Genomic DNA, 20913 nt, shown 5'->3' with positions numbered 1-20913 from the left:
CTGTCGTATGTGCACTGCATTTTTTTCTAATCTTTTTTACAGGGGGATTTTATGTCCAGAATTCCAGATATTTGACCTTTACTTTAGCTAATAAAAACCAACTGGTACCTGCGGTTTTTATAGCTACGTTTCTCAAACAAGTTTCAAATGAATAGATTTCTTGCATAACTGGAATTCAAAAGTTGATGTCATTCTAGCGCGTGACGCTAGAATCCAGTCCTTTTGTGCAAAAAACGTTGTAAAGTAACTTAGTTGGATCCCAATGGGCTTTTTAACTGTTGAAGAAAAAATATGCCACAGAAAATGAAAGTCAGTAACCAAAACGAATATAACAAATTCCTTGAAAAAAGGGGGAATATTTTTCGTTACATCGATGAAGCTATCGAAAATTGGTATGAAAATAGTCCAAAAATGCAGGGCGGCAACTATATTTATAGTGATAAAGTTGTGATTTTAGTGCATATAATCGTCAGTTTCTTTAGAATTGGTTTAAGACAAACAGTCGGGTTTATAAAAGGATATCTGCAACAAATAGGAAAAAATTTGCAGCTATTCACAAGCATCAAAAAAAACTTAATATTAAGATAAATGATTGCAGGATTGATAAAAGCAACATGGAAAATATTGAAATTATCATAGATAGCACAAATTTACAGTAACACTCCTGGCTACAGTAAGGAAAACAGTGCAGATAGAAAGTACCGAAGCTACGAGCAAGTAAGAAAGTTACATGTTATGTTAAGTGTGAATAGTAAAAAAGCTATAGCTGCAAGATACAGTAATGGCGTCTACTCTGACCACTTGCGATTTGCTTGAAGAAGTTAATTTTCAGCACAAAATAAAAGCATTATATGCAGATAGGGCATACGATAGGCAAAAACTTTATAAATTGTGTAAGAAATACGATATAAAGACAAAAGTTCTACCAAAAAAGGATGCAGCAGAACATTCAAAAATAGATTATATGTCTGACAGAAATGCTGCTATTAGGTTAATAAAATTATATGGACAAGATGGTGTAAAAGAGTGGAAAAAGGAAGTACATTATGGGAAAAGATCTTATATAGAAGGATTTTTCTCAAGGTTGAAGCAAGTATTTGTTTAGGAATAAATCTGAGATAAATCGAGAAAAAGAACTAAATGCTATTTGCTTAATAAATTCACTGATATTGGTATGGCTAAATTTGAGATAGTTACATGAATTTACCATAAATCACCATCTCATAAAGTGTGATGCAACAAAGCCATCCCAGTGTCAGCTACTCTGATGACACCAAAGGGGCACTTGGATAGAGGCTACTTGAATAAAACCATCATAAGGTGAAACTAGATTCCAGTGTCAAGCACTGACCATCTGCTATGCAATTTACTTTCAAAAATAAACGTTCCAGTGGTTTCATCTTCTTTCATCCCAGTGTTTCCTTCTCTTGTCATCCCAGTCTGGGATCCAGTTTTTCATATAATCTCATCACAAACATTTATTTTAATTTAAAATCAATACCAAATTTAGAATCAAAATTCCTGGATTCCAGTGTTAAGCACTGACCATCCACTATGTAATTTACTTTTTTATATAATAAATAATACTAATTTACTAATATATTAATTGACAAGTGGTGTAGGTTATACTGTTATTAAGATACATAGTTAATATCTTAATAATCAATATGCCAAAATATGTTAATCGCATTGCTCAATCTATTGTATTAAAAGTCTATACTGATAAGGAACATCCTAGAGTTAAAGTGTTTTATAAAACTGAAGATAGAGAAGATGGACAAGTTGAAACAAGACTCTCAAAACAGGAAATTGCGGAGTTTTTAAATCAATTTGCCAATAGAGGGAAGCATAAAACTGCTATCAGTAAAAATGTAGAACAAGGTATAATTAAAGATATAGAAGGTATACATAGAGAAAATGGTAGATATGTATATAAAACACCAGATTTATCAGCTGAAGAACAATACAATAAATTATTTGAAAGTGAGCAAGCCATTCAATTTCATTTGAATGATTTCATGTCAGATAGCATATCTGGAATTGGACAATTAAAAAGTAGATTTGAAGAAATTTTAGATTTTGACCCTGAAGAAGGGTTATGTCACCCATTAAATTACTTTATTACCTTTATAAGATTAGAGAATAGGAAAGATTTTGTTCAATTCCTCGAGTCTGGTAATATTATATCTGAACAAGATTTTATGGACTATATTGATGAAAGAAAAGAACAAACGATTGAGTTATTAATGATGCAGTTTTTATTGCAATTCTTACCTGTTCTCGATGTTCAGAGCATTGAAAGGCGAGAAGGAGATCCATTTTATGATGAGACGATATATGGACAAGCATGTAACGATTTATCTTCAACAGAGGTATGGGTCTATACTAATCAAGAACAAATCAAACGTGCTTTAAATGATGTAGAGATAGGATGCTACTTAGAATTTAGTTTTTCTTGTTATGCTTGTAATGGAGCAGATGATGAAGATGACGAGAATATTGCTCATTCTATGTTGGTATATAAAGCAGAGAATGATAAATACATATTTTTTGATCCTAGTAAAGGAGCGATTGGCTTTTGTCCTGATACAGGAGTTGCTAATTTTACATTAGAGGAAGTTTGTAGGGCAATAGAACTTGCTGTAAACCATTATTCATATAATATGTATGTTGAAAATTCTCCAGATTATTGCGAAATTTTTATTACGCTTAGAAATGCAACACTGATGTTAAAGAAAGCTGAAAAGCTTTATGAAATAACAGAAAGAACAAATTCAAAAATAATTGATATATCAGTTGATAAAGGCATGAATCAATTGTTGTTCACACCTGCAAGTCTGTGAACGTACATATCTTGATCTTTTTGGTTATTTACAAAGTATAGACATCAACTCATCCCATTCTCTTTTACCCATGCCACTTTCTTCTCTCGCAACATTTTCTCCTTTTATTAGCTTGCGAATTATTTCAAGACCAGTTTTTGAAATGCAGGCTGATTTTAGCGAGTATTCAACAAAAGCATTATAGGCCAGCGGAACCCATTTCTTCACTATGTCCAACATAACTTCTGCATAGACTCTAATTTCATATTGGGCGTGCTGATCAGCTCTAAGCCTTAAAAAGTGAAGAAGGTTGTGTAAATCTATTTTCCAATAAAACTGAGTATAGTAATTAAGTGTTAGATTAGTTCGGGCAATTTCCCTTGCAAGGCCCTGCTCAATAAATTTCTCATAATGAGAATATACTAAATTAGAATCATTTATTAGAGAATCTATTATTTCTTTGGAAGTATTTGAATCAAAAGCTTCACCGCTGCCTTGTTTATTATTATCAGATTGTTTTGCAACCTGTTTTGGTTCTGGTATATAAAATTCATTATCAAGTATCGAATACCTTCCAGAATATTCATTCACATTTGCAGTTCTGTGTCTTATCCACTGTCTTGCAATAAAAATTGGAAGTTTCACGTGAAACTTAATTTCACACATTTCAAATGGAGTTGTATGATGATGCCTCATCAAATACTTTATAAGCGCTTCATCTTGATTTATCTGTTTTGTTCCTTTTCCATAAGAAACGCGAGCAGCTTGAACTATGGCGCTATCAGAGCCCATATAATCAATCACTCGAACAAATCCATGATCTAACACCTTATGTTCTTCGTATAGAATTTTATCTATCTCTTTTACTGTAGTTCGCTTAGTTGTCTCATTCATAATATATTCTCAAGATGAAACAGAGATATCAGCTCCACATGAATTGAGTTTTTCGTGCATTGCCTCATATCCTCTCCATAAATGATGTGAGTTATTTATTGTAGTTTCTCCTTTAGCCAACAAAGAAGCAAGCACCAAAGCTGCCGTTGATCTTAAGTCATTAGCATATAGATTAGCTCCAGATAAGCTCTTTATTCCACTTATAGTAGCTTTATTTTTTTCGATGCTGATATTAGCACCTAATTTTCTTAGCTCATTTGCATGTGCAAATCTACTTTCAAAAACGTTCTCTTCAATGATTGATATTCCATCTGCAATGCACATAGCAGACATTAGTTGTGGTTGCATATCACTGGGAAAGTTGGGATATGGATTTGTTGCAACGTGAGCAGATTTAATAGAGCCATTTTTTCTAGAAATAATAATACCATCATCATGTAACTCAACTCTGGCTCCTATAGTCTTCAATTCATTTGCAATACATTCTATATCAGACAAACTTACTCCTTCTAACTTTAGCTCGCCGTCGGTAATGATAGCAGCCAAAGCATAAGTACCGGCCTCTATGCGATCTGGTATTATTTTATGCTCACACCCATTTAATGCTTCAACACCCTCTATTGTGATTTTTGTATTATTAACTTCAATATTGGCACCCATACTCTTCAGAAACTCTATTAAATCAAGAACTTCCGGCTCGATTGCAGCATTGTTTATTATTGTTACTCCCTCTGCAAGTGTTGCTGCCATTATTATATTTTCTGTTGCGCCAACACTTACTTTTTCAAATGTTATTTCTTTGCCTTGCAATTTTCCCTTTGTTGTTGCAGTTATATTACAGCTATCAATTTCAATTTTAGCTCCCATTGCTTCAAGTGCCTTGATATGAATGTCAACAGGACGTTTTCCAATATTACATCCACCAGGAAATACTGTTGAAACTCTACCAAATCTGCTGAGCATTGGACCTAGCATTAAAAAAGATGCTCGCAGTCTGCTTGCAATTTCATGTGATATTAAATGGTTATTGATATTGCTACAGTCAATTTCCAAAGTATGATTTGCTTTATAGTCTTTATTGCATATAAAATTTACTTCTGCACCAAGACTCTTAAGCAGCTCAGACATCAAATGCACGTCAATTAAATCAGGTACGTTATGCAAAGTTATTGAAGAATTACTAAACAAGCTTGCCGCCATTATTGGCAAGACGGCATTCTTTGAACCATTAATCTTGATTTTTCCAATCAAGGGCTTATGGTTACTTCTTACTAATATTTTATGCATTTAATCAAGCGATAGAACTTATCAAGTAAGTATAATAGGTTAGCGGTAAAAGGCAAAATTTTGCTTTTTCTTCTTCTGTCATTCGAGTAGCTGACACTGGGATCCATTTCTTCATCATCATCAAAATGTTATATTTCAACATTACTTTTATGCTGACCAATTTAACTGGATTCCAGTTTCAGCTACTCGAATGACATTTTCGTAGTCGATTCAAAATAGCATAATTAACTACACCTTTCCAAAGATGAGAGACGCGTTGGTACCACCAAAACCAAATGAATTAGAAAGCGCATATTGAATTTTATGCTCTTGAGCTTTAAGTGGTACAAAATTTAAATCACACCCTTCTGAAGGTTTGTGTAGGTTTAAAGTTGGTGGAACAATTCCATTGTTTAATGCAAGGATACTAAATATTGCTTCAACACTTCCTGCGGCACCAAGTAAATGTCCTATAGAAGATTTAGTCGAGGAAACAGGTATTTTATAGGCATAGTCACCGAATAACTGCTTCATTGCTATTACTTCAACTTTATCCCCAAGTGTTGTTGAAGTCCCATGTGCATTGATATACCCAATTTGACTTGGGCTTACTTGTGCACTCCTTAAAGCAAGTTCCATTGCCTTCAGTGCGCCTCTTCCTTCTGGATGTGGTGCTGTGATGTGGTGCGCATCTCCTGTTAACCCATATCCAGTGAGTTCTGCATATATTTTTGCTTCCCTTTTTTTTGCATGTTCATATTCTTCCAGAACTAATATACCTGCCCCTTCGCCCATGACAAATCCATCGCGTTCTTCGTCCCATGGCCTTGAGGCCTCTTCAGGCTTATCATTGAATTTAGTTGATAGCGCCTTCATCGATGCAAAACCTGCAATTCCAACTCTGCATAACGCACTTTCTGCTCCGCCTGCAATCATAATGTCAGCTTCACCGAGTTTTATAGCTCTTGCTGAGTTTATAATCGCATGCGCACCTGTTGCACATGCAGTTACCGCTGAGTCATTTGGACCTATAAATTCGTATTTAATAGAAATATGACCAGATATCAAATTTATTAGACTTGCAGGAACAAAAAATGGGCTAACACGTCTAGGCCCCTTCTCCTGCATGGTAATTACATTTTCCTGAATTGACGGAAGACCACCTATACCAGAACCAATAGCTACACCTATTCGCTCTTTATTAATATTTTTATTTTCCAAAATTAGTGAATCTTCTACTGCCTGAACAGCTGCTGCAATTCCGTAGTGAATAAAACGATCTGTTCTTTTTAGGTCTTTTTCAGAAATATAATCTGGTGGATTAAAATAATGCTCAACGTTATCGGATTGCACAGGCACCTGCCCTGCAACCTGACAAGCAAGATCAGAAGAGTCGAACCTATCTGTATTGATTGCTTTGATGCCAGATTTACCTTCTTTCAGCTTTAACCAGGTGTTATTAACATCTGCTGCTAGTGGAGTAATTAAGCCAACACCGGTAACTACTACTCTTTTGCTCATTCAACATCAATTGTTTGCTTTGTTTACTACATATTCAACTATCTGTTCCATAGTTTCCATTTTTTGCGCATCTTCATCAGGAATCTCTATACCAAATTCTTCTTCAGCTGCCATGATTATTTCAACTGCATCTAAACTATCTGTGCCATGGTCTGAAAGCTTTGAAGAACTACTAAATCCCTCTACATCCTTACTGATGTGCTCTAGTATAATCTTCTTTACTTTTTCTTCTATATCTTCCCTAGTGCTTTTTGCCAATTCGCTCATTTCTTACTAAAAAATAACCTATTCTCTGATGTTATAAGAAATTTTGATGTTTGCAATAGCTTTTATGATTATATAAACTATTAAAAACTTCCTATCTCTTAGCACTCGATAGTTAATAAATTTAAAAATGCTAGACGAAACAACAAAAAATTTGCTTGTTGTAGAAGTGAATAAGCTCTTACCTGAAAATAGCGAGAATAGACTTATATCAGCTATGCGTTATGTGCTTCTTGCTCCTGCAAAACATATACGTTCTTTTTTAGTTATAGCATCTTCGTCGATATTCAACATAAAGGTTGAAAAAGCAATAACAGCAGCAGCAGCAATTGAATTTATTCATGCTTACTCCCTAATTCACGATGATCTGCCATGTATGGATAACAGTGACACCCGTAGAGGCCAGCCAAGCTGCCACAAAAAATTTGGTGAAGCAACAGCAGTACTGGCCGGAGATGCATTACTTACCCTGGCTTTTGAGGTATTATCTTTGTTAAATTGTGAGATCATAAAAGTGCTCTCTCAAGCAATAGGAATGAAGGGAATGGTGGGAGGGCAGATTTTAGATATAGGTGCAGATTTTGACAAAATAAAAGAAATTCATTTGATGAAAACTGCAAAACTATTTGCAGCTTCATGTGAAATAGGGGCTATAATAGGAGGCGCTACAGACAAGGAGCGGGAAGCATTATATAACTATGGAATAAATCTAGGGCTTATTTTTCAAGCCAAGGATGATATCGAAGATTATGAGCAAGATAAAACAAACAATTTAATGTCCGTGCTTGGAAAAAATGAAATGGAAAACTATATAGATAGTCTCTTTAAACAGGCCTCAGATAATTTAAGTATGCTTTCAGGGAATACTAATGACTTATATGATTTATTGAATCAAGTAAAAAAAGATGGTTAGAAAAATTATATTACAAATGTTTATCTCTGTAGTAATGATTCTCACTTTAGCTTCTGCTTTTATAATTACGATTGTTTATATAAACAAAGATAAACCAGAGAAAAGGGAAAAGCTTTACGAAATAAATGCTACACATGGTGGTTTGACACAGATGATAGCAAGTTATTTGGTCAGGCCGATACTTGAATCAGCTCTTGATCGTTATATTGAAAAGCATGGGTTAGCAGAATATTTAGAAGAAATAACACAGCAAAAAGAAGAAGAGATGATAAACTTTTATGAAATTACTGAAGGTAGTGGCAGTAAAGTTTTCTGTGGCCAAGAAGTTCTGCTACAAATGTACAAAGTCTCCAACAACCTAGCAACGCTACTTCCGACTGATGTCAATTTGAAAATAGGTCAGGATTACTTAAAAGAAGTGAGTTTAGGGGTAATAGGTATGAAAGAAGGTGGAGAGCGTGTAGTTACTATTGCCGCTGATGACAACAAAATGAGTTTTAACTCTTATTACATCAAACTGATTGAAGTAAAAGATAAATATCCTGATTCAATAAATAACCTAATGATTTTTAATGACTTAATTAACAAAACTGGAAAACGAGTAAAATGTGGCGATGAGATATCAGTTCAATATAGCATAAAGAGACATAATGGTGAGTATATAATCAAAGATCAAATAGTGCAGTTTAAGGTTGGTGACAAAAAAATACCACTTGCTATAGAACTTGGAGTTGTGGGAATGAGAGCTGGTAATAAAAGAACAGTTCTTTCTCCACCTGATCTTTTAACTGATGTGTTAACAAAAGGCATAGATTGTGATATTGCAATAATTGATTTAAGCTTGAATTCTACTATTGAAAAATAGCTTAAAGAATTACGAAGTAAGAAAAAATAAAACCTCTTGAATGCTCTATATTACTTAAAGTAGGCTTCCTCTAAAGTATAAATTTAGATAAATCAAGCTGCTTTGAAATTGACTCTAGTTTATCTCTTACATATTTGCTATCTATAACAAATTTTTCACTATTTTTTTCAGAAGCGATAAAACTTATTTCATCCAAAAGCTTCTCCATGACAGTATGAAGTCTTCTTGCACCTATATTTTCCACTTCTCTATTAACTGTAAATGCTATTTCAGCTATAGTCTCTATACCATCATCAGTAAACTCAAGTGTTACATTTTCCGTTTTCATTAACGCTATATACTGTTTTAACAAACTAGATTCTGGTTCCTTTAATATTTTTATTAGATCCTCTTGAGTAAGCGCCTTAAGTTCCACTCTAATTGGCAATCTACCCTGTAATTCTGGTAAAAGATCAGATGGCTTAGATAAATGAAAAGCACCAGATGCAATAAATAATATATAGTCTGTTTTTACGGGGCCATACTTAGTTGAAACAGTTGTTCCCTCAAGTAATGGTAACAGATCGCGCTGCACTCCTTCTCTGTTGACTTCACCTTTTATTTCTGTACGTGCTGCAATTTTATCTATTTCATCTAAAAACACTATGCCTTCATTGCTAACAAGATCAATCGCTTCTTTGATTATCTTGTCTTCATCCATTAACCTTTCGCTTTCTTCATTAATCAATATTTCACGTGCTTCTTTCACTTTAACTGTAATAGTTTTTGTTTTTTTGCTCCCATTAAACATCTTGCCCACGATTTCTGTTACGTTCATCACACCAATTTGCCCACCTGGCATGCCAGGTATATCAAAAGTGGGTAACATACCTTTGCTCTCCCTGACGTTAATAGAAACTTCTCCATCTTCAAATTCCTTATTTCTCAGTCTTTCTCTGAAAACTTTTTTGCTTTCCTCGGTTGCATCTTCACCAACCATGGAGTTGACTATTATCTTTTCAGCCAAACCTAAAGCTTTTTTAGTTAAGGCTTTACGTGCTTTTTCCTTAACTAAAACTATTGCTGCGTCAACTAAATCACGTATTATCGAGTCAACATCACGTCCAACATATCCTATTTCAGTAAATTTCGTTGCTTCAACTTTTATAAAAGGTGCACCAGCAAGCTTTGCTAAACGGCGAGCTATTTCAGTTTTACCAACTCCCGTATGGCCTATCATGAGTATATTCTTAGGTATAATCTCTTCACGTAGTGGAAGTGGGACTTTATTTCGACGCCAACGATTTCTGAGTGCAATAGCAACAGCGCGCTTTGCATCATTCTGCCCGATTATAAATCTGTCTAATTCTTTAACTATCTTCTGTGGTGGTAGATCATCTAATAAAGCTTGTGAGCTTTGAATGCTGCTACTTCCTGTACCTTCATTTTCATAGAGGCTATTTTTCTCATTATAGTCATCATTATTATCAAATTGACCTGCTACAGATTGACTAGAAAAATTGGCACACAAAGTTCTTGACATATTACTCCTCTATTTTTTCGATAATTAGATTATGGTTTGTATAAACACATATATCGGCAGCTATCTTCATAGCCTTTTTTGCAATCTCCTCTATTGATATTCCTTCAACGTCAATCAAAGCTTTTGCTGCAGATAAAGCAAAATTTCCTCCAGAGCCAATGGCTGCAATGCCATCTTCAGGTTCAAGAACATCACCCGTTCCTGTAATGACCAATGAAATGGACTTGTCTGCCACGATCATCATAGCTTCTAATTTTCTTAGATATTTATCCATTCTCCAGTCTTTTGCAAGTTCAACACATGCCCTCATTAACTGTCCTGGGTGCTTATCAAGTTTAGATTCTAGCCTTTCGAAGAGAGTAAATGCATCAGCTGTTGCTCCAGCAAAACCGGCAATTACGGAATCACCAGAAAGACGCCTAACTTTTTTTGCTCCAGATTTTATAACGGTATGGCCTAGCGAGACTTGCCCATCACCTATTACTACTACATTTTTGTCTCTTCTAATTGACAGTATAGTAGTACCATACATTTTACTGCTGTCATGATGAATCATTTTTTTGTTATTTTAATTCGTTATATTATATTAAGATTATAACTTATAATATAGTACTTTTCTTATAACATTTAAAGTGTAGATGCAAAACATAATTCATCCAAATCTGGAAAAAGATATAAATAATTGGTTCAAAACAAAATTTAATGGTTTTACATTACCATTTTATAGCTCCATAGATCTTAGGAATTCAGGCTACAAAATTGCTCCAGTAGACGCCAATTTATTTCCTGCAGGGTTTAATAACCTAAGTGAAGTATCAAAAGCGATAGCAGCAAAATTGATAAAAAGCTACTTCGAAACAAAACAATATAAAAAGGCCCTTATAATACCGGAGAATCACACACGAAATAAAATGTATATAGAAAATGTATTTGCTATAGAAAAGGTACTGCAACTCGCAGGTTTTGAAACTAGAATTGGCCTCTTTCATAATGAAACGTACAATTTAATAGAACAGTATGAAACTGTTGTGAAAGAAAACTCTTTGCTGAAGACAACTTCAGGATTTGTGCCTGATATTATTATACTGAATCGTGATATGACGAGCCACATTCCAGACACGTTAGAAAACGTAAAACAAGAGATAGTGCCAAGTCCATTATATGGCTGGCACAGTAGGCAGAAATTTCAATATTTTGAAATCTATCAAAAATTAGTGTCCGAATTTTGTGGCGAATTTAAAATGGACCCATGGCTTATTTCTGTGCTTACAGAAAGCTGTAATGGAGTTGACTTTAATGATGATTCATCACTAGGAGCAGTAGCGACTAAAGTTGACCAAATATTATCTCTAGTGCAAAAAAAATATGAGGAATATGAAATAAAAACACAACCTTACGTTTTTATCAAAGCAAGCAATGGCACATATGGAATGGGCATTATAACAGCAACAAGTGGAAAGGAAATATTAAATCTCAATAAAAAAAAGCGTCATAAAATGAAAAAGATAAAAGAAGGAATAGCAATCAATAGTGTTATTATACAAGAAGGTGTACCAACTATTGACATATTTAAAAGTAGTTCTGCAGAACCGCTAATATACTATATAGGAGATACTCCAACATGTTACTTATACCGATGTAATAGCAGGAAAGATGTATATTCTAGCTTGAATTCCACTGACTGTGAATTTTATGACATCAGCCAAGAAAATAAAACTTTGCCACTTTGGAATATTGTTAGCAAATTAGCAGTGCTAGCATTGGCAGTAGAAATTAAGTCTTTTCATCTCTAATAATTAATTTCTACAATGCTGCCATTATGCTGAATATGGTGAGCGTCATCAAGTCCAGTAGAAGGATCAGTACCATTATTAGGTTGATTGACAAACTTATCGATGTTTGATACTAGATATGCTATGCTTAGTATCAAACTGACCGTAACAGTTAAGTTGAAATTATAGATTATGCCACCACCCAAGTCTATTGGTATGGTTGGAAGTTCCATTCTTTTTAATATGAAGCTTAACAAGCCCAATGACAAAGCGAATGTGCTAAAAATAACTTCTTTGCCATATTTAGCAGACTTTTCAGAATCCTTATTATCTAGATACTTCTTCCATGTATAATAACAGTTTATGCATTCTGAAAATAGAAATAGAACTGCTGATGTTAAGCTAATATAACTTATTACATCCTTGTTGTTTCTAGCTAAGAAATGAATGATTTTTGTCTGCATCAATATTCCTATGACACAGTTTGCCAAGAAGGCTAAGCTACCCACAACCTGTATTGGTTTTTCAGGTTCATTTCCCCCTTTACCATTCTGAAGTTTTTTAGATTTATATCCAGCTAAATTGAGACCAAAGTGAAGAGCAAATATTATTGATGTTGGTAGTTTTATGAACTTAGAAATATCTAATATAGTACAAATATTGGATCTGTTGTTATCAATAAACTCGCAACAGAATTGCAATGAAATTTTACACAATATGCCTGTTAAACCTACTGCAATACAATACATCTTTCTAATATCATGATTGTGAGCATCATGTATACTTTCTATAAATGTATTTGGCTTACCTTTTGGCATAAGTAGATAATAAAATAATAACTTTTTAATATTATACTATAAAAATCTAAAAAGAAAAGTGCTATAAATCAGTACTTTGAGAGTGATCTAAACATAAATCGGCCAAGCACTTGATAAATAAGAGATCAGTACTGAGAGTTGGTACGCGAAAGTAATATCCGTCTTTGATAATTGCTTTATACTCTATATCAAGTTCAACCAGTGTTTCAGAATGCTCAGAAACAAAAGATATAGGTGATAAAACTACAGGTATATTATCGTCTTTTGCGCGTGATAGCTCACTTTCAGTGCTAGGCTCCAACCATTTTACAGGGCCAACCTTACTCTGATAACATATTCCCCAATCAAGATCTTCAATATTCAATTTTTTTACTATTAATTTTACTGTTTTTTCTATCTGTGAAGCGTAAGGGTCGCCTTTTTTAATGATACTAAGAGGTAAGCTATGAGCCGAGAATAGGACTCTTGGCTTACCGATTTTGCTAGCTAATTTATAATATTTAGACGTCAGATTAACATGAGCTTTAATAAAGTCTTCATTGTCATAATAATGGTGAATTGTTTTTGTGTTACATTCCAGTTTGGCATTTTTTTGCCAATTCTCTATGGATGATAGAGTTGTGGTGGTTGAATATTGCGGATATAGTGGTAACAGAATGATTTCGTCAGGGTTGAATTGCTTTACGCTTTTAACAACTTCATCAGCAAATGGATGCCAATAACGCATGCAGATGAATATCTTATACACATGGTTTCCATCTTCATTTAATTTTAGTTCTAAAGCATCAGCTTGTGCTTTTGTATTCTCCAAGATTGGCGATTTACCTCCAATGTGCTCGTATATTTCTTGTGCAGTACTTTCTCGCCTTTTGGAGATAAACTTTGCTAAAAGGAAGCGAAAAGGATTTGGTAGATTTATTATTCTTTTATCGTAAAAAAGATTAAATAAGAAAGGACGGACCGCACTTAGTGAATCAGGTCCGCCTAGGTTAAATAAGATTACTGCCTTCTTCACTGACAGCACCTTTCTTCAGGTTTGCCTATAAAATCAGCTACACACTCATCAAGTTTAGTTACAGGCACTAAATTTCTTACACTGGCATACAATAGATGAGCAGATCTCTTCATGTTACTCTGTGTAGATGCAAAGCCTCTATCGAAAACCACATCAACACAAAAACTTGGCACTGCTTCAAGAAGTTCAACAGCAGCCAAAGATATCATTATGCAGCTTTGTAGAGCCTTCAGAAAAATCGTAAGGGGGAAAAGTAAAACCTTAACAAAAAGAGAGGGAGGACTTTCATTCATTAGTTGTCCTGGATTAGGAGAATTATATTCAATATGCTGTCTGTTTTTATCAAAGATAGGAAATTTTATAGTGTCTTTCTTAAATTCCTGCTCTATTTGTTCCTCGGTATAATTTTCATTATTAGTCATTTTTTTCAATAACTTTTCACGCAAGTAAAAGGTTCTCACAACAAAACATGTTGCAACCATCAGTGCAGCACATATAAGCGCACAATGCATGAGGTTCATCCCACCTATCATAGATGGTAATGCAAGACAAACAAATGGCACTATGATAGCCATTTCAAAAAATGGAATAGTATTCCTTTTTATTGCAAAAACAGCGCCTTCTTTTAATTTTGTATTATTGTGTAAGCTATACTCTAAATAACTCAAAAATGCCAAATTAAAAGTTAAAAATCCTTTTGTCCCACAAAAAATTGATGACTTGAATTGATTAACCCATTCTTTAGCAGTAAGTGTAGTTTCAATTGATTGTTTAACATTAGGATCGACTGGTTTGTTGTTTTTTTTATTACAACACCCCATAAAACACCTCCTTGATGGTTTATTCTTAACTATAAGTGAAAAATTGCTTTTATCAAATCAAAGTTTATAATAAAATAAATCTATAAATATACGATCTTAATATAAGGGAATGATATGGCAATTGAGAGAACACTTTCGATATTAAAACCTGATGCAGTAAAAAATAATATTACAGGCAGTATAAATTCTTATATTGAAAAATCTGGACTAAAAATTATAGCACAAAGAATGATGATGCTGACAAAAAAACAAGCAGAGCTGTTTTATGAAATTCATAAGGATAGGCCTTTTTTTGGAGAGTTGGTGGAATTTATGACTTCTGGGTCTGTGATAGTTCAAGTTTTAATCGGTGAAAATGCAGTCAGTAAATACAGGCAAATCATGGGTGCTACAGATCCAAAGCAGGCAGATAAAGGTACAATTAGGGGTGATTTTGCTGATGATATTAGTGAAAATAGAGTGCATGGTTCTGATAGTCTAGAGAATGCTCATAGAGAAATAGCTTTCTTTTTTGCTGAATGTGAATTGGTGTAGTTTTACTTTTTTACATATTAAATTTCTGAATTTTATGTTGAACTGTATAATATTAGCCCAATTTTTAGTTTAAGCAATATTAAGGGAAAGCTTTTTCATGCACAGTATAGATAATATTTAAAATGGATCATGTTGTTAACGCTTATAATAGATCTGAAGCTTCTATAGTTAGAGGAGAAGGAGTATATCTCTTCGATAAGGATGGTAAAAAATATTTAGACTTTGCTGCAGGAATTTCTACAACCTCTCTAGGGCATTGTCATCCATACATTACAGATAAACTGAAGGAGCAACTGGATTCATTATGGCACTGCTCTAATATTTTTACTATTCCTCAGCAGGAAAGGCTTGCTCAGCGTTTAACAGAACTTACCTTTGCCGATAAAGTTTTTTTCTGCTCAAGTGGACTTGAAGCAACAGAAGCTGCAATTAAATTTATTCGCCGCTATTTCTACTTAAATGGACAAGAAAAGCGCAGTCACATCATTACAATTGAAGGAGGTTTTCATGGCCGCAGTATTGCTGCAATTTCAGCTGGGGGAAATGAAAAATCACGCGAAGGTTTTGCTCCACTCCTTTCTGGTTTTGATAAAGTTCCACGAAATAACATTGAAGCATTAGAAAAGAAAATCAATAGCGAAACAGCTGCCATATTTTTAGAGCCCATACAAAGTGAAGGCGGAGTACATCCATTGGACGTAGAGTATCTTAAAAAAGTAAGAGAGATAACAAAAGCTCAAGGAATAATTTTATGCTTTGATGAAGTGCAATGCGGATATGGACGGATTGGCTCTCTATTTTACTATCAAAATATAGGAGTTGAACCTGATATGCTCACTTGTGCGAAGGCTATGGGTAATGGATTTCCTCTGGCTGCATGTTTAGTAAAAGATTATATAGCAGAAGCAATCACTCCAGGAACTCATGGGTCAACTTATGGAGGTAATCCACTTGCCATGACTGTTGGTAATGCAGTACTCGATGTAATGCTAAAGGAAGGCTTTTTTGACCATGTTAAGAAGGTCAGTAAATATCTAAAAGAAAAGTTGTTGCCTTTGACTGAAGAATTTCCGAAGATCGTTTCAGAAGTTCGTGGGGAGGGTTTATTGATAGGGATAGAGCTTAGAGTACCTTTGGCTGATAAAATTGTTAAACAATCTCTTGACAAAGGCTTAATAATGACTAAAATTTTAAATAATAGGGTAATAAGAATAACTCCTCCACTTGTTGTTGAGAATATGCATGTGAATGCAGTGTGTGATATATTTCATGATTTATTTTTTTATATTAAAGATATATAGACTTGCAAATGCTTCTTACAACATATAAAATCAACTCTGTTTCTATATCGCAATAACATCATACTTTAATGGATTGGTTATTGATTTCAGTATTGTCAGCAATTTTTTTCTTATTGATTTTATCGTTTTTGTTCTCAGGAGCAGAAATAGGGTTAACCTCAATTAGCCGATCCCGAGTGAATAAACTAAAGCTAGAAGGTAACAAAAAAGCCAAGATAATAGAGCTTTTGTTAGGTAAAAAAGAATTAACAATAGGAACAATATTACTGTGTAATACAATTATTAACATTACTTGCTCTGCTTTATTTACAGTAATATTTATAAATTCTTTTGGGAGTGAGGGCATATTTCTTTCAACATTCATGATGACGTTTTGTATTTTGCTATTTTGTGAAGTTTTACCAAAAACTTACGCCATGCAAAATCCTGAAAAATTTACATTACTTTCTGCTTATTTTATGCTGTTTTTTGTCAAGGTTCTTTCTCCATTGACATTAGGCATTCAGTTTATTGTCAATATCATTCTGAAGTTATGTGGGCTTCATAAGAATAGGGAGGTAATATCTGCAGCAGATGCAATGCGTAATATGATTACTCTTCACCGCAGTGAGGGCACTATGTTACAACAGGATTTAGATATGCTAAATAGTATACTTGATTTGGCTGAGACAGAAATATCACAAATTATGACCCACAGGAGAAACTTATTTTCTCTTGATATAGATCGAAACAAAGAAGAGTTAATAAGAGAGATTTTAACCAGTAGCCATAGCAGAGTACCTTTATGGCAAAAAGAACCAGATAATATTGTTGGAGTGGTTCACGTGAAAAATCTAATAAATGCCTTGCGTGAAAAGGATAATAAAATAGAGATTGCCAAAGTTATGTCAAAGCCTTGGTTTATACCAGAAAGTACGCCACTCAGTGTACAACTTCACAACTTCCGTAAAAACAGGAAACACCTTGCATTTGTTATTGATGAGTATGGAGCACTACAGGGAATCGTAACTCTTGAGGATATACTGGAAGAAATAGTTGGAGAAATTTCAGATGAACATGATTTGATCACAGAGAATTTTATAAAAAAGATATCCGATAATATGTATCACATAGAAGGAAAATCTACTATTAGGGATATTAATAGACAGTTACATTGGGATCTTCCTGATGAAGAAGCTACAACTCTAGCAGGTGTGATTGTAAACGAGATAGAGCGCATTCCTGAAGAAAATGAAGAGTTTTCCATGTACGGTTTTTACTTTAAGATTTTAAAAAAAGATAAAAATATTATTACTATGATTGAAGTACAAGTAAAAACTGATAATACTGTAGTAGCAATTAATTAGTTGGGTTCTATGGAAGATACAGTAAAAATAACGGCTGAAGATTTGAAGAGCTATATAGAGAGAATCGAAAAACTTGAACAAGAAAAGAGGGATGTGCAAGATCACATTCGTGATGTATATGCAAAAGCTGCAGATGAAGGTTGGGATATAAAAGTGATGAAACAGATTATTAGGCTAAGAAAGATGGATGATGATGACAGGGAGGAACAGGAAATATTACTTTATACCTACAAACGTGCATTGGGAATGAATTACGAAGGTGAATAGTAGGATTGTAATTGGAATAAGTGGAGCATCTGGTTCTATTTACGGTGTACGGATTCTAGAGGCACTAAAAAATACCAATCATGAAACTCATTTAGTGATCAGCAGTGCTGGAAAAATAACTATAGCTCATGAGATTAAAGAAAAACTTGAAGATATTATATCGCTTGCAGATTTTTACTATTCTGAAGAAAAAATAGGAGAAAAAATAGCAAGCGGCTCATTTAAAACCTCAGGTATGGTTATTGCTCCATGTTCTATGAAAACAATGTCTGAAATAGCATCGGGGGTGACTTCCAATCTATTAACAAGGGCTGCAGATGTAACTCTAAAAGAAAGAAGAAAATTAGTTCTTATGGTGCGAGAATCTCCACTACATCTTGGACATCTCCGAAATATGTTAAAACTAACGGAGATGGGAGCAATTATTGCTCCGCCGATGCCTGCTTTTTATATTAAACCAAAATCTTTGGATGATATTGTAAATCATGCTGTTGGTAAAGTATTGAATTTATTTGATATCGCATTACCTGACTTCAAGGAGTGGCAAGGAAATGTCAATTATTATTAACGGTAAAAAAATAGCAAATGATCTCTGTGAGGAGCTATCAAAAAAAATTGATATTTTAAAGAAAGAGTATAATGTTTTTCCTTGTCTTAAAGTAATTCTTGTGGGTAGCAATCCAGCAAGTCAGGTCTACGTTCGTAATAAACAAAGAAAAGCAGAATCAATAGGCATAAGTTCTGAAACTATTGTTTTGCCTGATAGTATCTCAGAAGATGAATTGATTGAAAAAGTTAATACATTAAATGAAGATTCATCTGTGCATGGAATTTTAGTTCAGTTACCTTTACCAAAGCACATCAGTGCAAGCAGAATAATTAATACAGTAAGTGTTGAAAAAGATGTAGATGGCTTTCATGATGAGAATGTTGGCAGGTTAGTTAAAGGTGAAAAAAATTGTCTGATACCTTGTACTCCCAAAGGTTCTTTGCATTTAATTCAGTCAGTTGAAAATAATCTGTCCGGTAAAAATGTGGTAATCATTGGCAGATCAAATATTGTGGGTAAGCCAATGTTTCACCTATTGTTGCAAGAAAATTGCACTGTTACCATCTTGCATTCACAAAGTAGGGATTTAGCTGATTATTGCTCTAAAGCGGATATAGTAGTTGCAGCAGTTGGAAAGCCAAATTTTGTTCAAGCAGATTGGATAAAAAAAGGTGCAATAGTGATCGATGTTGGCATAAATAGCGTTAACTTGGGAAATCAAAGTAAGCTTGTGGGTGATGTTGACTTTGAGGGAGTAAAAGAAAAAGTCAAGGCTATTACTCCAGTACCCGGGGGTGTTGGCCCAATGACAATAGCATTTCTTATGATGAACACTGTAATTGCTGCTTGCTTGCAGCGGGGAGTTGATGCTTCTGATTTCATTAATTGAGGGCATAAGAAAAATAGATACCCGTCTCTAGATAATAACATCGAATTTTTATCCAAATAGCAAACCTCTTTGCAGGATTATCTTATTCACTACAAGAAATATGCAATTTAGAACATTAAAAATTATAACGTATGCCTACTTCTATGATTGCATCTGGTATTTGTACTGGTGGCTTGAAGGCACTTAGTTGCCCACTTGCAGCAATAGCAACTGTAGCAACTATCTGCTGAGTAATTTCACAATCAACACCGACCTTCAGTTTATAGGAAATAGAACTCAGTATTTTGTCTACTAAAGATGAGTCAGTCTTTAGTTCGCTTGCTTCAACAGCTAGTAGAGCTGGAGCTTCTTGACTCTTTTCTTCCTCTTCCCTTTTATTATCGTTTTTTGTACCATCTCTATCCACAATGTTACCTGAATCACCGCTATCTGCAACATTTTTGCCTGTAGTTTCACCTGTACTACTGCCACCGAAGCCAAAAGAAGGCAATACTTGGATATATCCACCCAGTCCTATACTGGCATATAATTTAATGGGATCAATGTCAAAATCAGGGTAATAACGGTAATTTGCCAACAAACTAGTTCCTACTTTTCTTTTTACTTTATCAGTTATATCACTTATGTTAGCAAGAACCTCAAGTTCAAACTTAGAATTTTTGTCATAATTATAACCAAAAACAACGCTAGGTTTCATTTTAAAAATATCACCCCATCCAGCACCAAAGTTTAAACCTACATAGTACTGATCTTCGTACCGATCTTCGTACCGATCTTCTAACTCACTTGCACTACTACTAGCTGTACTTGCTAAAGATGAAGCAAGCAATATAGCAAACAATTTTTTCATTTTCATATTACTCATATGTAACATTCCTTAAAACATACTAAAATAAGTGTTCAAACATGCTAGCAGCAAGTTTTGAGCATTGCTTATGGTTACACCTAAACATGTACACAATGCCATCCAGCATTAAAAACTATGACGTACTCCTACTTCCAGCATCGCATCTGGTATTTGTTTTGCTTTTAAACCACTCAGTTGCCCGCCTACGGTTAAAGCAGCTGTACCAACTATCTGTGGAGCAACTTCATAATCAACACCAACCTTCAGTTTGTACGAAATAGCACCCAGTATTTTATCTAGTGTTTCAGTGCCAACAATGTCAAAAGGATATACTTGTAGATGTCCTCCTAAACCTCCACTGACATATAGTTTCACAGGATCAATGTCAACGTCAGGATAATAACGGTAATGTGCTAATAAACTAGCTCCCATTTTCTTGGTTGCCTTACCAAACATATCACTTACGTCGGTGAGAATCTCAAGTTCAAACTTAGAGCTTTTATCATAATTATAACCAAAAACTAAGCCAGGTTTTATTTTTAATCCAGTGCCCCATCCACCACCAAAGTTTAAACCTGCGTAGTACTGCTCTTTTGCACTATTACTAGCTGCTTTATTACTAGCTGCACCTGCTAGAGATGAAGTGAGCAAAACAGCTAAAACACACAATCCTTTTATTTTCATAT

22 protein-coding genes and 1 pseudogene are annotated in these 20913 nt (G+C 34.3%); 11 read left to right on the top strand and 12 right to left on the bottom strand.

Annotated features, from left to right (window positions below):
- The first annotated feature begins 291 nt into the window (after nucleotides 1–291).
- Nucleotides 292–1201 (top strand): annotated as a pseudogene (locus tag OOK82_RS07755) (transposase).
- A gap of 466 nt (nucleotides 1202–1667) precedes the next feature.
- A complete protein-coding gene (locus OOK82_RS05135; protein ID WP_264704534.1) occupies nucleotides 1668–2843 on the top strand; it encodes a hypothetical protein in 1176 nt (391 codons plus the stop codon).
- A gap of 24 nt (nucleotides 2844–2867) precedes the next feature.
- Here the strand turns inward: OOK82_RS05135 and thyX are convergent, their stop codons facing one another.
- From thyX to acpP, 5 genes are all read right to left on the bottom strand, one after another.
- Nucleotides 2868–3716 carry an FAD-dependent thymidylate synthase gene (gene thyX / locus OOK82_RS05130; RefSeq protein WP_264686840.1) on the bottom strand — a complete coding sequence of 283 codons (849 nt, stop codon included), beginning with the start codon at nucleotides 3714–3716 and terminating at the stop codon, nucleotides 2868–2870.
- A gap of 9 nt (nucleotides 3717–3725) precedes the next feature.
- Nucleotides 3726–5003, bottom strand: a complete 1278-nt coding sequence (gene murA / locus OOK82_RS05125; RefSeq protein WP_264704533.1) for a UDP-N-acetylglucosamine 1-carboxyvinyltransferase — start codon at nucleotides 5001–5003, stop codon at nucleotides 3726–3728.
- Nucleotides 5004–5007: 4 nt separating this feature from the next.
- Nucleotides 5008–5145 carry a hypothetical protein gene (locus OOK82_RS05120; RefSeq protein ID WP_158307661.1) on the bottom strand — a complete coding sequence of 46 codons (138 nt, stop codon included), beginning with the start codon at nucleotides 5143–5145 and terminating at the stop codon, nucleotides 5008–5010.
- Nucleotides 5146–5231: 86 nt separating this feature from the next.
- Nucleotides 5232–6503, bottom strand: a complete 1272-nt coding sequence (gene fabF / locus OOK82_RS05115; RefSeq protein WP_264686842.1) for a beta-ketoacyl-ACP synthase II — start codon at nucleotides 6501–6503, stop codon at nucleotides 5232–5234.
- Between the two features lie 6 nt (nucleotides 6504–6509).
- Nucleotides 6510–6770, bottom strand: a complete 261-nt coding sequence (gene acpP, locus OOK82_RS05110; RefSeq protein ID WP_064085853.1) for an acyl carrier protein — start codon at nucleotides 6768–6770, stop codon at nucleotides 6510–6512.
- A 127-nt stretch (nucleotides 6771–6897) separates the two neighbouring features.
- Between acpP and OOK82_RS05105 the strand changes: the two genes are divergently transcribed.
- Both OOK82_RS05105 and OOK82_RS05100 read left to right on the top strand, forming a co-directional pair.
- Nucleotides 6898–7680, top strand: a complete 783-nt coding sequence (locus OOK82_RS05105) for a polyprenyl synthetase family protein (protein WP_264686843.1) — start codon at nucleotides 6898–6900, stop codon at nucleotides 7678–7680.
- Nucleotides 7673–8545 (top strand): FKBP-type peptidyl-prolyl cis-trans isomerase, encoded by an 873-nt coding sequence (locus OOK82_RS05100; protein ID WP_264686844.1) that lies wholly within the window; start codon nucleotides 7673–7675, stop codon nucleotides 8543–8545. Before OOK82_RS05105 ends, OOK82_RS05100 begins: the two co-directional genes overlap by 8 nt.
- A gap of 70 nt (nucleotides 8546–8615) precedes the next feature.
- Here OOK82_RS05100 and hslU read toward each other — a convergent pair whose 3' ends face one another.
- Together hslU and hslV are read right to left on the bottom strand one after the other, a co-directional pair.
- A complete protein-coding gene (gene hslU, locus OOK82_RS05095; protein WP_264704532.1) occupies nucleotides 8616–10067 on the bottom strand; it encodes an ATP-dependent protease ATPase subunit HslU in 1452 nt (483 codons plus the stop codon).
- Nucleotide 10068: 1 nt separating this feature from the next.
- Nucleotides 10069–10623: an ATP-dependent protease subunit HslV gene (gene hslV, locus OOK82_RS05090; protein ID WP_010406442.1), complete on the bottom strand. Its 555-nt coding sequence runs from the start codon at nucleotides 10621–10623 to the stop codon at nucleotides 10069–10071.
- A gap of 82 nt (nucleotides 10624–10705) precedes the next feature.
- Between hslV and gshA the strand changes: the two genes are divergently transcribed.
- Entirely contained in the window at nucleotides 10706–11860 is a 1155-nt protein-coding gene (gene gshA, locus OOK82_RS05085) for a glutamate--cysteine ligase (protein ID WP_264704531.1), read from the top strand.
- Here gshA and OOK82_RS05080 read toward each other — a convergent pair.
- The 3 genes from OOK82_RS05080 to OOK82_RS05070 all read right to left on the bottom strand — a co-directional run bounded on the left by OOK82_RS05080 (nucleotide 11857) and on the right by OOK82_RS05070 (nucleotide 14493).
- Complete coding sequence (locus OOK82_RS05080) at nucleotides 11857–12657, bottom strand: hypothetical protein (protein ID WP_006014617.1); 801 nt, start codon at nucleotides 12655–12657, stop codon at nucleotides 11857–11859. The two genes, gshA and OOK82_RS05080, sit on opposite strands and share 4 nt — an antisense overlap.
- Before the next feature lie 61 nt (nucleotides 12658–12718).
- The gene (gene hemH, locus OOK82_RS05075; protein WP_264376054.1) at nucleotides 12719–13672 is read right to left on the bottom strand and encodes a ferrochelatase; all 954 of its coding nucleotides are present in this window, start codon (nucleotides 13670–13672) and stop codon (nucleotides 12719–12721) included.
- The gene (locus tag OOK82_RS05070) at nucleotides 13669–14493 is read right to left on the bottom strand and encodes a hypothetical protein (protein WP_264336351.1); all 825 of its coding nucleotides are present in this window, start codon (nucleotides 14491–14493) and stop codon (nucleotides 13669–13671) included. The genes hemH and OOK82_RS05070 overlap by 4 nt, the downstream gene beginning before the upstream one ends.
- 114 nt (nucleotides 14494–14607) lie before the next feature.
- Between OOK82_RS05070 and ndk the strand changes: the two genes are divergently transcribed.
- The 6 genes from ndk to folD all read left to right on the top strand — a co-directional run bounded on the left by ndk (nucleotide 14608) and on the right by folD (nucleotide 19380).
- The gene (ndk, locus tag OOK82_RS05065; RefSeq protein WP_149168695.1) at nucleotides 14608–15027 is read left to right on the top strand and encodes a nucleoside-diphosphate kinase; all 420 of its coding nucleotides are present in this window, start codon (nucleotides 14608–14610) and stop codon (nucleotides 15025–15027) included.
- A 122-nt stretch (nucleotides 15028–15149) separates the two neighbouring features.
- Complete coding sequence (locus tag OOK82_RS05060) at nucleotides 15150–16328, top strand: aspartate aminotransferase family protein (RefSeq protein WP_015587994.1); 1179 nt, start codon at nucleotides 15150–15152, stop codon at nucleotides 16326–16328.
- A gap of 68 nt (nucleotides 16329–16396) precedes the next feature.
- Nucleotides 16397–17674, top strand: a complete 1278-nt coding sequence (locus tag OOK82_RS05055; protein WP_264686848.1) for an HlyC/CorC family transporter — start codon at nucleotides 16397–16399, stop codon at nucleotides 17672–17674.
- Between the two features lie 9 nt (nucleotides 17675–17683).
- Complete coding sequence (locus tag OOK82_RS05050) at nucleotides 17684–17941, top strand: DUF2312 domain-containing protein (protein WP_064085427.1); 258 nt, start codon at nucleotides 17684–17686, stop codon at nucleotides 17939–17941.
- Nucleotides 17934–18509 (top strand): UbiX family flavin prenyltransferase, encoded by a 576-nt coding sequence (locus OOK82_RS05045; protein WP_010406412.1) that lies wholly within the window; start codon nucleotides 17934–17936, stop codon nucleotides 18507–18509. The genes OOK82_RS05050 and OOK82_RS05045 overlap by 8 nt, the downstream gene beginning before the upstream one ends.
- Nucleotides 18493–19380 carry a bifunctional methylenetetrahydrofolate dehydrogenase/methenyltetrahydrofolate cyclohydrolase FolD gene (folD, locus tag OOK82_RS05040; protein ID WP_064085426.1) on the top strand — a complete coding sequence of 296 codons (888 nt, stop codon included), beginning with the start codon at nucleotides 18493–18495 and terminating at the stop codon, nucleotides 19378–19380. The genes OOK82_RS05045 and folD overlap by 17 nt, the downstream gene beginning before the upstream one ends.
- A gap of 115 nt (nucleotides 19381–19495) precedes the next feature.
- Here folD and OOK82_RS05035 read toward each other — a convergent pair whose 3' ends face one another.
- Nucleotides 19496–20236, bottom strand: a complete 741-nt coding sequence (locus OOK82_RS05035; RefSeq protein ID WP_264704660.1) for a cell envelope biogenesis protein OmpA — start codon at nucleotides 20234–20236, stop codon at nucleotides 19496–19498.
- A 117-nt stretch (nucleotides 20237–20353) separates the two neighbouring features.
- Nucleotides 20354–20911 carry a hypothetical protein gene (locus OOK82_RS05030; protein ID WP_264704530.1) on the bottom strand — a complete coding sequence of 186 codons (558 nt, stop codon included), beginning with the start codon at nucleotides 20909–20911 and terminating at the stop codon, nucleotides 20354–20356.
- Between the last annotated feature and the right edge of the window lie 2 nt (nucleotides 20912–20913).

Origin of the sequence: Wolbachia endosymbiont (group B) of Apotomis betuletana, assembly GCF_947250475.1 — a bacterium.
GTDB lineage: Bacteria > Pseudomonadota > Alphaproteobacteria > Rickettsiales > Anaplasmataceae > Wolbachia.
This window is presented reverse-complemented; position numbering and strand designations above follow the sequence as displayed.

What these genes read in the sequence shown, in the direction of transcription:
- OOK82_RS05135 (WP_264704534.1), top strand. Translation starts at nt 1,668, where the DNA reads ATGCCAAAATATGTTAATCGCATTGCTCAATCTATTGTATTAAAAGTC.
- thyX (WP_264686840.1), bottom strand. Translation starts at nt 3,716, where the DNA reads ATGAATGAGACAACTAAGCGAACTACAGTAAAAGAGATAGATAAAATT.
- murA (WP_264704533.1), bottom strand. Translation starts at nt 5,003, where the DNA reads ATGCATAAAATATTAGTAAGAAGTAACCATAAGCCCTTGATTGGAAAA.
- OOK82_RS05120 (WP_158307661.1), bottom strand. Translation starts at nt 5,145, where the DNA reads ATGTTGAAATATAACATTTTGATGATGATGAAGAAATGGATCCCAGTG.
- fabF (WP_264686842.1), bottom strand. Translation starts at nt 6,503, where the DNA reads ATGAGCAAAAGAGTAGTAGTTACCGGTGTTGGCTTAATTACTCCACTA.
- acpP (WP_064085853.1), bottom strand. Translation starts at nt 6,770, where the DNA reads ATGAGCGAATTGGCAAAAAGCACTAGGGAAGATATAGAAGAAAAAGTA.
- OOK82_RS05105 (WP_264686843.1), top strand. Translation starts at nt 6,898, where the DNA reads ATGCTAGACGAAACAACAAAAAATTTGCTTGTTGTAGAAGTGAATAAG.
- OOK82_RS05100 (WP_264686844.1), top strand. Translation starts at nt 7,673, where the DNA reads ATGGTTAGAAAAATTATATTACAAATGTTTATCTCTGTAGTAATGATT.
- hslU (WP_264704532.1), bottom strand. Translation starts at nt 10,067, where the DNA reads ATGTCAAGAACTTTGTGTGCCAATTTTTCTAGTCAATCTGTAGCAGGT.
- hslV (WP_010406442.1), bottom strand. Translation starts at nt 10,623, where the DNA reads ATGATTCATCATGACAGCAGTAAAATGTATGGTACTACTATACTGTCA.
- gshA (WP_264704531.1), top strand. Translation starts at nt 10,706, where the DNA reads ATGCAAAACATAATTCATCCAAATCTGGAAAAAGATATAAATAATTGG.
- OOK82_RS05080 (WP_006014617.1), bottom strand. Translation starts at nt 12,657, where the DNA reads ATGCCAAAAGGTAAGCCAAATACATTTATAGAAAGTATACATGATGCT.
- OOK82_RS05070 (WP_264336351.1), bottom strand. Translation starts at nt 14,493, where the DNA reads ATGGGGTGTTGTAATAAAAAAAACAACAAACCAGTCGATCCTAATGTT.
- ndk (WP_149168695.1), top strand. Translation starts at nt 14,608, where the DNA reads ATGGCAATTGAGAGAACACTTTCGATATTAAAACCTGATGCAGTAAAA.
- OOK82_RS05060 (WP_015587994.1), top strand. Translation starts at nt 15,150, where the DNA reads ATGGATCATGTTGTTAACGCTTATAATAGATCTGAAGCTTCTATAGTT.
- OOK82_RS05055 (WP_264686848.1), top strand. Translation starts at nt 16,397, where the DNA reads ATGGATTGGTTATTGATTTCAGTATTGTCAGCAATTTTTTTCTTATTG.
- OOK82_RS05050 (WP_064085427.1), top strand. Translation starts at nt 17,684, where the DNA reads ATGGAAGATACAGTAAAAATAACGGCTGAAGATTTGAAGAGCTATATA.
- folD (WP_064085426.1), top strand. Translation starts at nt 18,493, where the DNA reads ATGTCAATTATTATTAACGGTAAAAAAATAGCAAATGATCTCTGTGAG.
- OOK82_RS05035 (WP_264704660.1), bottom strand. Translation starts at nt 20,236, where the DNA reads ATGAAAATGAAAAAATTGTTTGCTATATTGCTTGCTTCATCTTTAGCA.
- OOK82_RS05030 (WP_264704530.1), bottom strand. Translation starts at nt 20,911, where the DNA reads ATGAAAATAAAAGGATTGTGTGTTTTAGCTGTTTTGCTCACTTCATCT.